This window comes from Bacillus halotolerans, assembly GCF_004006435.1.
GTDB classification, from domain to species: domain Bacteria; phylum Bacillota; class Bacilli; order Bacillales; family Bacillaceae; genus Bacillus; species Bacillus halotolerans.
Genome location: NZ_CP029364.1, coordinates 2,243,504 through 2,255,611 on the forward strand (window position 1 = coordinate 2,243,504; position 12,108 = coordinate 2,255,611).

Consider the following 12,108-nt stretch of genomic DNA (forward strand, 5'->3'; position numbering starts at 1 on the left):
AAAAGGCTGCATGTATCTGCAGCCTTTTCATTTTATATGGTATGTCTTAGGAAAGATGCATCCGGCGTTTTTGGCGGATGGCGTCAAGGTCGATTAGGTTATTATGATGAGGAACGGGTGCAGGAAGAGGGCTTGTCTTTTGCGGTTTTCGTCTATTGTCTTTGCTGAATGAAAAGAGAAGATAGCCACATAATGCGATGATAATAAATAGGATCATTTTACATACCTCCCAAAAAAAGTTTTGGTATTCTCTATTGTACGGATAAAACGTCTAAAAGTATTCAAAAAATTCTAAATCAACTAATAATAAATGCGTATCCCTCAAAAATCCTTTTCTCCGATGACCTGAAAATAGTCTTGCATTAAGCCGGTGTTTTTCCTTTTGATTGGTTCTATAGTTACTATCGACGTTAAAATGAATTCCTTTATATAACTTTTAACCTAAATTTCCGTAATTCAAATTAACTATATATGGATAATGTGTTCTTCTTTGTTTGATGTATACCCTATTTTGAGGAATTGAACACAAAAAACCCAAATTACGGAGCATTTGGGCGGAAAATTGGAATGGTTGGCTGATTTGAGGGGAGTCCGGCGAAGGGTCAGAAAAAGCGTTTAAACATTCTTCTTATTTTTTTAAATGGGTTTGATCGTTTTGTTTGCATTTTGAGCGGGCGGGAAATCATCCATTTTTTGAACAGGCTTTTTGCGGCAATTGTGTTCTTCATCTTTGCATTTCCTCCTCATCCGTTGATAGTTGTTTTACGGACAGAGCTTTTAAAATGTTTCATTTTCACGCAAAAAAACCAGTCCTTTTTTGGACTGGTTTCTCAGCTTACGCCTGTTCTTCAAACAGCTTTGCAATCTCAACGATGACATTTACGGCTTTGACCATGTTGTCGGCTGAGATGTATTCAAATTTGCCGTGGAAGTTTTCCCCGCCGGTAAAGATGTTCGGCGTTGGGAGTCCCATATAGGAAAGCTGCGAACCGTCCGTGCCGCCGCGGATCGGAGAGATTTTCGGTTCGATGCCGAGGTTTTCCATCGCTTGTTTGGCAATGTTGACAATTTCGATGACAGGCTCAATTTTTTCTCTCATGTTGTAGTATTGATCGTTCATATCAAGCTGAATGCGATTTTGTCCGTATTCGTTCTGGAGCTCTTCAACGATGCGCTGCATGGTTTCTTTTCTGTTTTGGAAGATGTTTTTGTCAAAGTCTCTGATAATGTAGTGGAGTTTGGTCTCTTCTACATCTCCCTGAATGGAAAGCAGGTGATAGAAGCCTTCGTAGCCCTCTGTATACTCAGGTGCCTCATCTGCCGGCAGCATGCTGTTCAGCTTCATTGCGATCTTCGCAGAGTTGACCATTTTGCCCTTTGCCGTGCCGGGATGTACATTGTTGCCTTTGATCGTGATTTTCGCCGCGGCAGCATTGAAGCTTTCATATTCAAGCTCACCGAGCGGGCCGCCGTCAACGGTATAGGCAAAGGAGGCATTGAATCGCCCAACATCAAATTTGTGCGGGCCTCTGCCGATTTCTTCATCAGGTGTAAATGCAACTCTGATGGTGCCGTGCTTGATTTCAGGATGTTTGATGAGATAATCCATGGCTGTCATGATTTCGGCGATGCCAGCCTTATTGTCAGCGCCGAGAAGGGTTGTACCGTCTGTGGTGATCAGGGTGTGGCCTTTGTAGCCCGACAGTTCAGGGAATTGATCAGGCGATAGGATGACCTGCAGCTTTTCGTTGAGCGTGATGTCTTTTCCATCGTAGCTTTCAACGATTTGCGGATTCACATTTTTGCCGGTAAAGTCTGTGGCGGTGTCGACGTGGGCAAGAAAGCCGATCGTCGGCACGTCTTTGTCAGTATTGGAAGGAAGGGTCGCCATGACATAGCCGTTTTCATCAATGGCTGCGTCTTCCATGCCGATTGACTTTAATTCCTCAACAAGCATGTTTCCTAACGTCAATTGGCCGGGTGTGGAAGGGCAGGTGTCGACTGATTCATCGGACTGCGTGTCGACTTTTACGTATGTAGTAAACCGTTCAATGATGTCTTGTTTCATTTCCAATCATCTCCTTTGTTTTATTCTACCATGCCGGGATGAGAGATATCTATTTTACAATGCCGTTTCGAATGGCAAAAACGACTGCCTGAGTCCGGTCTTGGGCATTGCATTTTTGCAGAATTCGATGCACGTGGGTTTTGACGGTGCTTTCACTGACAAAAAGCTTTTCGGCAATATCCTCATTTCTCAAGCCATAGGCCATTTGCTGAAGAACCTCAAGCTCTCTTTTGGTAAATGGCTCTGCCAGCTCTTCAGCATGAGGCTGTTGCTTTGCGCGGAATGTCTCAGTGATGATTTTAGCGGCTGTGACTGTGCGGAAAATCGCTTTGCCTCTGAAGGCAGCCGAATGGCGTCTATCAGTTCTTCAGGAAGCGTGTCCTTCAGCAGGTAACCGACTGCGCCTGCAGTTTCCCGGGCTTTACAGTTCTTTCCCGGTACATCGATATAATAATAAGAATAAATACAATAAAAATATATGGGCAGTTCTATAAAAAATAAAAGGGCATATTCTCGCTGAAAGATCTATCAAATTAATCGCAAGGGTTTAAGATGAAATATGAAAAAACCATTAATAAACGATTAAACTTCTTAAAAATGGATGTAGCCCGGTTCTAAACACTATATAATAAAATCAGGTCATTTTTTAGGAGGGTTTACATCATGGCAATACTTGTTACAGGCGGCGCCGGATACATCGGAAGCCACACATGTGTGGAGTTATTGAACAGCGGCTATGAGATTGTCGTTCTTGATAATTTGTCCAACAGTTCAGCTGAGGCGCTGAATCGTGTCAAAGAGATTACAGGAAAAGAGTTAACGTTCTATGAAGCGGATCTATTGGATCGGGAAGCGGTAGATTCGGTTTTTGCAGAAAACGAGATTGAGGCTGTGATTCATTTTGCGGGGTTAAAAGCAGTCGGTGAGTCTGTTGCGATTCCGCTCAAATATTACCATAACAATCTCACGGGAACCTTTATTTTATGTGAAATCATGGAGAAATACGGCGTTAAGAAAATCGTATTCAGTTCTTCCGCAACGGTATACGGCGTACCGGAAACATCACCGATTACGGAAGACTTTCCATTAGGTGCAACAAACCCTTATGGACAGACGAAGCTAATGCTTGAACAAATTTTGCGTGATGTGCATACGGCTGACAATGAGTGGAGCGTTGCCCTGCTGCGCTACTTTAATCCATTCGGCGCGCATCCGAGCGGACGAATCGGTGAAGATCCGAACGGCATTCCAAATAACCTCATGCCATATGTGGCGCAGGTAGCCGTCGGCAAGCTGGAGCAGTTAAGCGTATTCGGAAATGATTATCCGACCAAAGACGGGACAGGCGTGCGCGATTATATTCATGTCGTCGATCTCGCAGAAGGCCACGTCAAAGCGCTGGAAAAAGTATTGAACTCCACCGGAGCTGATGCATACAACCTCGGAACAGGCACGGGCTACAGTGTGCTTGAAATGGTCAAGGCCTTTGAAAAAGTATCAGGGAAAGAGGTTCCTTATCAATTTGCGGACCGCCGTCCCGGAGATATTGCAACCTGCTTCGCAGATCCTGCAAAAGCCAAGCGGGAACTGGGCTGGGAAGCAAAAAGAGGCCTTGAAGAAATGTGTGCCGATTCTTGGAGATGGCAGTCTTCGAATGTGAATGGGTACAAGAGTGTAAAATCATAAAAAAGAAGGGCTGGGGTTTTCCCCAGCCCTTCTTTTTATTGGTCCAAGTTTACTTCAAATGTGAATGGATTGATTGTAATATCGTAGTTTTCAGAAGAACCTTCTAAAATAACATTTGCTGTTTTGCTTTCGATTTTAGGGAAAACAATAACTCCTTCAGTTTTAACTCCCGGTAAAATTTCACTTTGAATTTCAGGATATTCTGAAAGGTCGGATTTAGGCTCAATCTGTTTATTATCAGCTGTAATTTTGGCATTGAAGTCATAAAAGCTGATTTCATCTTGTGATTTGTTTTCTATCTTTACATACAGGCGAGTTTCTTTTTCAGCAAGTTCAACTTTTTGAAGTGTGAGTGCAAATCCGTGCTGGTTCTGTGTTTTATCCACGTTAATTGTTTTTTGAGCTGGGGCAAAAGCTGTTGCATAGTCGCTTTTTTCAATGGAATCGGCAATGATTCTCGGCGCTGAAACCGAACCGCCCAATGCGTTTTCACCATCATATTTGTCTTTCACCGTACCGACTACGTGAATAATGTCGTCATCTTTAATATCTAAATCAGAGTCATCACTCATAATAAGTGTATTTTTGCTTAACTTTTCTGGGTTATTATAGCCTTGAAGATATGTACCATCATCGTCTTGTTCAACGTCAAAAACTTTTACATACAGATCAACTTTATAGTTTTTAAATTGATCCGCATTGGTATAAAGTTTTTCTATATCGGCCTTTTGTACTGTTTTTGTTGACTTTTCAGAGGCGGTGCCGGTTGTTGTAGTGGAAGCTTGAGAGTCTCCGCTGTTTCCGATGTTCGCAATAATAATAATAATGACTACTATCGCTAAAATAAACGTAATGATTTTATGTCGCATAAAAAAGTTACGCTGGTCTTTACCGCAATTCGGACATTTTTTAACACCTTTTGCAATCTCTTGACCGCAAGTTTTACAGTGTAGTAGCTTATCTGACATTATATTTCCTCCTATGTAATTAAATGTTTAAAATATATGTTTTATTTTGCCTATATATTTTCATGCAGTCAATGATAAATTAGAAACAAGGTTCTAATTTATATTAATTTAAGGTACTTTGTATCATATCGGTTAAATCTTTCATTTATTAACAGCTGATTATATTTTTTATTCCTCTCAATTTACTTAATTAAATCTCCGCAAATACCCCTTGAACCTATTTGCTCAGTCCCTTATAATGCTAATATTGGAAAGTGAAAAGGATATGCTAAAACATTGGTTTTCTAGGGTTCCGCAATGCATATTGGCCTGTGACCGAGAGAAAACACATAACAGTCTGGCTGTTATGACACGGTGGGATAAAAGCCCAGGAGTTTCTGCTCTTTTGCGAGAGCGTACTCCTGGGTTTTTTTGTTGATACTATCTGAAGAAGGAGTGTTCTGTGATGAAAAAGAAAATGCTTGATGTGCTGATGCTTGTGATTGGCGCTTTTTTCTTCGCGCTTGCTGTGAATTTATTCGCGATTCCCAATGACCTTGGGGAAGGCGGCGTTACGGGGATTACGCTGATTTTGTATTATGTGTTTCAATGGTCTCCCGGGGTGACAAACTTTATATTAAACGCTTTTCTGCTATTGATCGGATATAAATTTCTCGATGGGAAAACCACGGTTTATACGATTATCGCCGTGGCAGCAAACTCGCTTTTTCTGCATTTGACACACGGGTGGAGCACACCGTCTGATGAGCTGATCATTAACACGATTTTCGCAGGGGTGTTTGCGGGTGTCGGGATCGGCATGATCATTCGGGTCGGCGGCACAACAGCCGGTTCCGCCATTCTGGCCAGAATTGCCAATAAATATTTAGATTGGAATATCAGTTACGCCCTGCTCTTTTTTGATTTAATTGTTGTCTTCAGCTCTTATTTTATTATTGGTGCGGAAAAAATGATGTTTACGATTGTGATGCTGTATATCGGAACGAAAGTGATGGACTTCATTATTGAAGGATTGAATACGAAAAAAGCGATTACTGTCATATCGGAAAATAAAGGTGAAATTGCCGAGCAGGTTAATACGCTAATGGACCGGGGCGTCACCATTTTATCAGGAAAGGGAAACTATACGGGCGAGTCAAAAGAGATTTTGTATATCGTCATTAACAAACAGGAGCTTTCTATGCTGAAGAAAATCATCAGAAGCTGTGACAAAAAAGCGTTTGTGATCGTTCATGATGTGCGCGATGTGTTTGGTGAAGGGTTTGTGGATATTTCAAAATAAGGAGGTCCCTCTGCGCAGACGCAGAGGGATCTATTTGTTTAGAACCATTGCTTCTGTATCGCGTTTCAGTTCATGCATATCCTCTTTATTGCCGTTGCTGTAAACGAAAGAGGGCCATCTAATACGAAAAGAAGCTGGAGAACATGTGCATTTCGCCTTATACTGAAAATACATATCCTTACATAGGAGAGGAGACCATATGAAGTCGCTGCTGGCTATTTATCCCGATTCGATTGTGTCTGACAAGCTTTGTACAAAGGAAGACTGCTTATGTTTTTTTGATGAAAACAGTCAGAAATATATCTCGATCCCAAAAACGGAGATCAGCCAAAAGGAGACATTGCTGCTTCAGTCATTTTTAACGTTAGCGGAAGAGGCGGATCACATGTCTCTCAAATCGCCGGAAGAAAACAGGTGGTTTGCGTTTCTATTCTCGAAAGGAGAAGTGCCGCCGAATATCAAGAAGAGGACAAGGTTCATTCATTTTCATTTGATCGGCAAAACTGAACGGGCATCATTTGCGGAAGCGATGCGCCATTTTTGGCCGGTGTCTTTTGTGATCGTTTGGATGCATGAGGACAGAGGCGTGATTGTCGAGCAGGAAAGTGAAGCGGCAGCGGGGAAAGACGAACTGGAGTCGCTCGCAAGGGTTCTTGAAAGTGATTTCTACTTCAGTGTCCGTTTTTACGCCGGAAGGTTTTATGAAACGGATGAGCGCTTACGGAAACATTATGCCCGTGAACAAACGTATTTTCTATTTGCTGAAAAGCGGCTGCCGCAGGTTCAGCGTGTGACGTTTGATATCATGTTCCCTTTTTTATTATTGGAGGAAGAAAAGGAACAGCTGAAATCACTGCTTAGTGAAGAAGCCGAGCTATTATTTGAAAATGAACCTGAGCTGAGAAAAACAATCAAGCTGTTTATTGAAAACAACTCAAACGTGACATTAACAGCGAAAAAACTGCATCTGCACCGCAACAGCCTGCAGTACCGGATTGATAAATTTATCGAGAGGTCAGGAATAGACATTAAAACGTATACAGGCGCACTGCTTGCTTATTTTATCTGCCTGCAAAGCGAAGGTTCAGAGTAAACTGGAAATATGCACGAAAACGGCCGTGTGATTTTATGAATGCTGCCCATTTCAGTGTCGGATAAATGCTGATACACTTGATTTAAGAAAGCGTTTACAATAACAAAGGGGGATGTTAGATGGCTGAATTGCGGATGGAGCACATTTATAAATATTATGATCAGAAGGAAGCGGCGGTAGACGACTTTAATCTTCACATTGCGGATAAGGAATTTATCGTATTTGTCGGCCCGTCCGGCTGCGGAAAATCAACGACACTGCGGATGGTCGCAGGACTTGAGGAAATTTCGAAAGGCGATTTTTATATTGAAGGAAAACGGGTAAATGATGTGGCGCCAAAGGACAGGGATATCGCGATGGTGTTCCAAAACTACGCGCTCTATCCGCATATGACGGTATACGATAATATCGCATTCGGGCTGAAGCTTCGCAAAATGCCGAAGCCTGAAATCAAAAAAAGAGTGGAGGAAGCCGCTAAAATTCTCGGATTGGAAGAATATTTGCACCGCAAACCTAAAGCGCTCTCAGGCGGGCAGAGACAGCGGGTTGCACTGGGAAGGGCTATCGTGCGGGATGCAAAGGTATTCTTGATGGATGAGCCTTTGTCGAACCTGGATGCAAAGCTTCGGGTGCAAATGAGAGCGGAAATTATTAAACTCCACCAGAGGCTGCAAACCACCACGATTTATGTCACGCATGATCAGACAGAAGCATTGACGATGGCGACTCGGATTGTGGTCATGAAGGACGGCAAAATCCAGCAGATCGGGACGCCGAAGGATGTATACGAATTCCCTGAAAATGTATTCGTTGGCGGTTTTATCGGGTCACCAGCGATGAACTTTTTCAAAGGGAAGCTGTCTGACGGCACAATCAAAATCGGTTCTTCGGTGTTGAGCGTGCCGGAGGGGAAAATGAAGGTGCTTCGTGAAAAAGGCTACATTGGCAAAGAGGTCATTTTCGGCATCCGCCCTGAGGATATTCATGATGAATTGATTGTCGTGGAATCGTATAAGAGCTCTTCAATTAAAGCGAAAATCAATGTTGCGGAGCTGCTGGGGTCTGAGATCATGATTTATTCCCAAATCGATAACCAGGACTTTATTGCGAGGATCGACGCCCGTCTCGATATTCAGTCAGGTGATGAGCTGACAGTTGCGTTTGATATGAATAAAGGCCATTTCTTTGACAGTGAAACTGAAATCAGAATCCGTTAAGCTGGAGAACCGGACATGGTGCGATGTTCGGTTTTTTGCATTCCCTCTCTATTTCAAGGTTTACAGCAAAAACCGCGGCGGGTAGTGGTTTGTAGAAAGGAGAGATAGAAATGTGGAATGCGGCGATGTGGGGCGGGATTTCCGGCTCTGCTGTTTTGCTGGGTGCGCTGGCGTCTATGTTTCTCCCGATTCGCAAGCGTATCATCGGTTATATCATGGCTTTTGGCACAGGGGTATTAATCGGCGCTGCCGCCTATGAACTTCTTGAGGACGCGGTGAAGAATGGCGGAATTGTCTCGACAGGAGCCGGATTTATAGCAGGCGCTGTCGTGTTTACCCTATTTGATTACGCGGTTTCGAAAAGAGGCGCGTCTCAAAGAAAAAGATCGGGACAAGCAGCTGCAGGCAGCGGGGGGATCGCGATTTTTATCGGCACCATCATGGATGCTGTCCCCGAATCTATTATGATTGGAGCCAGCCTTCTTGAAAAACAATCTGTCAGCTTCCTTTTGGTGATTGCGATTTTTATCAGCAATATACCTGAAGGGCTGTCCAGCACGGCCGGCATGAAGAACAGCGGATATTCAAAGGCGAAAATCTTGCTGCTTTGGGCGGCGGTACTGATGATTTCTATTTTTGCCTCATGGTCAGGATATTACTTCCTCGATGGCGCTCCTGAGGAGATGATGTCGGCAATCGCCGCTTTTGCGGGCGGAGGAATCATCGCAATGATTGCATCCACGATGATGCCCGAAGCGTATGAAGACAGCGGTCCGATGACAGGGTTAATTGCTGCTCTTGGTCTTTTAACGTCTTTGATTTTGAATCAGTTTTCCTAATTTGCACCGGACATGGCTACATGTCTGGTTTTTTCACTTGAAAATTCCGCAAATCAACCGATGAAAAGAAGGAAGAAATAGACAGAAAGCAGGAAAACGATGAAACGTTTTATCTTAAGCAGTTTTCTTTTGGCTAGTTGTTTGACTCTTGCCGCTTGCGCTGAAAAAGAAGCAATCGCAGAGCAGCAGATGCCAAAAGCGGAACAAAAGAAACCGGAAGAAAAGACAATACATGTGCAAAAAAAAGAAGATGATACATCCGCATGGATCAAAACAGAGAAACCGGCAAAGCTGCCGATTTTGATGTACCACAGCATCTCTTCAGGCAACAGCCTCCGTGTGCCAAAGGAAGAATTTGAGGCACATATGAAATGGCTGCACGATAACGGCTACCAGACATTAACTCCAAAAGAGGCGTATCTCATGCTGACTCATGACAAGAAGCCGAGTGAGAAATGTGTGCTTATCACGTTTGATGACGGATACACCGATAATTACAAAGACGCGTATCCGGTATTAAAGAAGTATGGCATGAAGGCGACGATTTTTATGATCGGCAAATCGATTGGACATAAACATCATCTGACAGAGGATCAAATGAAGGAAATGTCACAGCATGGCATATCGATTGAAAGCCATACGATTGACCACCTTGAGCTGAACGGTTTAACGCCAGAGCAGCAGCATAGCGAAATGGCAGATTCAAAAAAGCTGTTTGACAGGATGTTCGATCAGCAAACCGCCATCATCAGCTATCCGGTTGGGCGCTACAACGAAGCTACCCTGAAGGCCGCTGAAGAAACCGGTTATCAAATGGGAGTGACGACTGAACCGGGAGCAGCCTCCAGAGATCAGGGGATGTACGCCCTCCATCGCGTACGTGTATCCCCGGGGATGTCAGGGGCGTCATTTGGCGCGTACATCGAGTCGATGAAATAAAAAATGGCGGCGATTAATCGCCGCCGCCCCCTCCGCCGTCACAGCCGGAATCCCCGAAGCCTCCGTCACTGCCGCATCCATCATGGCGGGAATCGCCATCGGAAAATCCGAAAAAACCGCTGTCCGCCCGCTGGCGTCCTTTGTTTTCTGAAGCGGTTGATCGAGCCGATTGATAAATGACGATAATACCGAAGATCAAAGCGATAAGAATCACAATCATATGGCGTCCCCCTTTAAACAGTTATTTTTCATACGTTTTAAAGCCTGAAAAGTTTCATTTAAGGGAGATGGATTCTTTCAGCCGATCTCTCAGCCAGCGCTTGACCATGCCGTGTCCTTTGTTTGAAAGCAATGCGCTGACACGCCAATACATAGGCGGATGAGGAGAAAACTGAAAATCTATGATTCTGAAAAGCCAGCTGTTATCCCGGATGAGAGAGTTCACCTTAACTTCGTCTTCATCTATATCAGAGCAGTAGTTGTTTTGTTTTTGCAGATCTTCATCCTGGCGAACCGCCAGGATCTTTAAGGATTCGGCCATCTGCCTGTATCCGCCCTCCAGCAATGAAGCGCCAATGTGATCGGCGCGCACCTCCATCCATTGGGAACAAAATGACTGATAAAGCTGAAATAGAATGATGATTCCCATGATCAGCGCCCAAAGTGCGATTTTGTAAGCGCCGGGATGAGCGATGTAATGCTCAAGTAAAAGAATGATCCCGATGACTGCCCCAAGGTATAAAAAGCGCAACAGCTGCATGGACAGCACATCACGTTTTTTAATATGAACAGCTTCATGAGCAAGAATACCCTCAATGACATACGGCGGAAGGGTTAATGTAGCGCTTGTCAGAATCACCATTGATCTTCCTACATTCATTCCGACTGCCATGCCGTTGTATTCATCGCTATCCGTTTCGTATATCTCCACATGCGAAATGCCTGCTTTTCTAAAAATCTTATCTGCCGCTGCCTGAACGTCTGAATTCAGACAAGGCCTGGCATCCATTGCCGTCCGCAGCACCCGGTCAGATAGATACATATTCAAAACCCAGTACAACATCACGGCACCAGCCATGACCCAAGGGGAGGCGTGTAAGGCATATAAACCGAGCACCAATATGGCGTAAGCAGATATCCCTTTTACGCTTACGGCAAAATACAATTTACCTAAAAGCCGTTTCACATTTTTTCGATGATAAATCGGCAGGACAGCAATAACAGTTTCCTCTTTGGTTTCGGAATCTAGAAATTCCCCGAGAATCGCTTTCCACTTTTCAGGATCTTTCACGGTCAGAAACAGCGTTTCTCCGGGAAGAGAGAGCCTTATGACTTGCTGAAAGCTTGTTGTCATATCGAGCCGGGATGAATACATGGTCAAAAGCGGATGAAGCTTTAATAGATCTGCCGTCGATTCAAGCCGGATGTCTTTCAGGTCTGAAAGCGGGTAGGTGCGGCTTTCATATCGTGAACTGATATGCCATGTTTCTAAAGACGATGAATAAAAGACTTTTACACTTAGAAAATTTAATATGCGTTTTACCAGTGCCGCGCCGCCCGAGATGAAACCGAACAGGATCACATATTTTAGAACACTGGTGTCAGGCCCGTAAATGAAGAAAACAATAGCGCCCGCAAACACAATGACAGTCAGAGCAATGTCCGAGAGGAGGCGTGTGTGGTCTCTTGCAAGCTCAATTTCCTGCCATTCGCCTGATGGTTTTTCAACACGGCTGGGCACAGTCAGATCCAATGCGGTCCAGTAGCTGGTGAACATCAATGCCAGAGAGACGATGCCATCTAAGAAAGGCTGTTGAGAGAAGATAAAGCTAGCAGCACCGATCCAAAGAACAATATCAATCCAGAAGTTCTAATGCCGGAAGAAGCTTTGCTGCAAGGGCTGATATCAGCTGAATGCCCAGCCCGAGAATGATAAAGAGAAAAAGACTGGTTCCCATAGGCATGCTAGAGTCCTTTCTATCGTAATCTTTCCAACTATTACTATAGCATGCGGCA

General features: G+C 44.0%; 10 protein-coding genes, 4 pseudogenes and 1 riboswitch. Of the genes and pseudogenes, 6 read left to right on the forward strand and 8 right to left on the reverse strand.

Annotated elements, in window-relative coordinates; genetic code table 11:
* Positions 1 to 46: 46 nt before the first annotated feature.
* The 5 genes and pseudogenes from DIC78_RS21870 to DIC78_RS11475 form a co-directional block, all read right to left on the reverse strand.
* Positions 47 to 325, reverse strand: a pseudogene (locus DIC78_RS21870) (hypothetical protein).
* Positions 326 to 602: 277 nt separating this feature from the next.
* Positions 603 to 728, reverse strand: a complete 126-nt coding sequence (locus tag DIC78_RS22000) for a hypothetical protein (RefSeq protein WP_010332428.1) — start codon at positions 726 to 728, stop codon at positions 603 to 605.
* A gap of 107 nt (positions 729 to 835) precedes the next feature.
* A complete protein-coding gene (pepT, locus tag DIC78_RS11465; RefSeq protein ID WP_024123364.1) occupies positions 836 to 2,068 on the reverse strand; it encodes a peptidase T in 1,233 nt (410 codons plus the stop codon).
* Between the two features lie 49 nt (positions 2,069 to 2,117).
* A pseudogene (locus DIC78_RS11470) lies at positions 2,118 to 2,476 on the reverse strand (response regulator transcription factor); the annotation flags it as partial.
* Positions 2,476 to 2,544 (reverse strand): annotated as a pseudogene (locus DIC78_RS11475) (DUF1453 domain-containing protein); the annotation flags it as partial. The pseudogenes DIC78_RS11475 and DIC78_RS11470, both read right to left, overlap by 1 nt.
* 187 nt (positions 2,545 to 2,731) lie before the next feature.
* On the opposite strand from DIC78_RS11475, the gene galE reads away from it, so the two are divergent.
* Positions 2,732 to 3,754 (forward strand): UDP-glucose 4-epimerase GalE, encoded by a 1,023-nt coding sequence (galE, locus tag DIC78_RS11480; protein ID WP_127696330.1) that lies wholly within the window; start codon positions 2,732 to 2,734, stop codon positions 3,752 to 3,754.
* Positions 3,755 to 3,789: 35 nt separating this feature from the next.
* Here galE and DIC78_RS22165 read toward each other — a convergent pair whose 3' ends face one another.
* Positions 3,790 to 4,722 carry a zinc ribbon domain-containing protein gene (locus DIC78_RS22165; RefSeq protein WP_127696331.1) on the reverse strand — a complete coding sequence of 311 codons (933 nt, stop codon included), beginning with the start codon at positions 4,720 to 4,722 and terminating at the stop codon, positions 3,790 to 3,792.
* A gap of 273 nt (positions 4,723 to 4,995) precedes the next feature.
* Positions 4,996 to 5,098: riboswitch (guanidine-I (ykkC/yxkD leader) on the forward strand.
* A gap of 69 nt (positions 5,099 to 5,167) precedes the next feature.
* Between DIC78_RS22165 and DIC78_RS11490 the strand changes: the two genes are divergently transcribed.
* The 5 genes from DIC78_RS11490 (at position 5,168) to DIC78_RS11510 (ending at position 10,092) form a co-directional block, all read left to right on the forward strand.
* Positions 5,168 to 6,004 (forward strand): YitT family protein, encoded by an 837-nt coding sequence (locus tag DIC78_RS11490; RefSeq protein WP_003218811.1) that lies wholly within the window; start codon positions 5,168 to 5,170, stop codon positions 6,002 to 6,004.
* 199 nt (positions 6,005 to 6,203) lie between these two features.
* The gene (locus DIC78_RS11495) at positions 6,204 to 7,097 is read left to right on the forward strand and encodes a PucR family transcriptional regulator (protein WP_106019794.1); all 894 of its coding nucleotides are present in this window, start codon (positions 6,204 to 6,206) and stop codon (positions 7,095 to 7,097) included.
* Positions 7,098 to 7,216: 119 nt separating this feature from the next.
* Entirely contained in the window at positions 7,217 to 8,314 is a 1,098-nt protein-coding gene (gene msmX / locus DIC78_RS11500; protein ID WP_010332420.1) for a maltodextrin ABC transporter ATP-binding protein MsmX, read from the forward strand.
* 110 nt (positions 8,315 to 8,424) lie between these two features.
* Entirely contained in the window at positions 8,425 to 9,153 is a 729-nt protein-coding gene (locus DIC78_RS11505; RefSeq protein ID WP_024123356.1) for a ZIP family metal transporter, read from the forward strand.
* Positions 9,154 to 9,252: 99 nt separating this feature from the next.
* Positions 9,253 to 10,092: a polysaccharide deacetylase family protein gene (locus DIC78_RS11510; protein WP_127696332.1), complete on the forward strand. Its 840-nt coding sequence runs from the start codon at positions 9,253 to 9,255 to the stop codon at positions 10,090 to 10,092.
* 13 nt (positions 10,093 to 10,105) lie between these two features.
* Here DIC78_RS11510 and DIC78_RS11515 read toward each other — a convergent pair whose 3' ends face one another.
* The gene (locus DIC78_RS11515) at positions 10,106 to 10,309 is read right to left on the reverse strand and encodes a hypothetical protein (protein ID WP_240671145.1); all 204 of its coding nucleotides are present in this window, start codon (positions 10,307 to 10,309) and stop codon (positions 10,106 to 10,108) included.
* Positions 10,310 to 10,366: 57 nt separating this feature from the next.
* A pseudogene (locus DIC78_RS11520) lies at positions 10,367 to 12,056 on the reverse strand (M56 family metallopeptidase).
* Between the last annotated feature and the right edge of the window lie 52 nt (positions 12,057 to 12,108).

Coding starts and splice junctions, on each gene's coding strand:
- DIC78_RS11505 (WP_024123356.1), top strand. CDS start 8,425: ATGTGGAATGCGGCGATGTGGGGCGGGATTTCCGGCTCTGCTGTTTTG.
- DIC78_RS11490 (WP_003218811.1), top strand. CDS start 5,168: ATGAAAAAGAAAATGCTTGATGTGCTGATGCTTGTGATTGGCGCTTTT.
- pepT (WP_024123364.1), bottom strand. CDS start 2,068: ATGAAACAAGACATCATTGAACGGTTTACTACATACGTAAAAGTCGAC.
- DIC78_RS22165 (WP_127696331.1), bottom strand. CDS start 4,722: ATGTCAGATAAGCTACTACACTGTAAAACTTGCGGTCAAGAGATTGCA.
- galE (WP_127696330.1), top strand. CDS start 2,732: ATGGCAATACTTGTTACAGGCGGCGCCGGATACATCGGAAGCCACACA.
- msmX (WP_010332420.1), top strand. CDS start 7,217: ATGGCTGAATTGCGGATGGAGCACATTTATAAATATTATGATCAGAAG.
- DIC78_RS11495 (WP_106019794.1), top strand. CDS start 6,204: ATGAAGTCGCTGCTGGCTATTTATCCCGATTCGATTGTGTCTGACAAG.
- DIC78_RS22000 (WP_010332428.1), bottom strand. CDS start 728: ATGAAGAACACAATTGCCGCAAAAAGCCTGTTCAAAAAATGGATGATT.
- DIC78_RS11510 (WP_127696332.1), top strand. CDS start 9,253: ATGAAACGTTTTATCTTAAGCAGTTTTCTTTTGGCTAGTTGTTTGACT.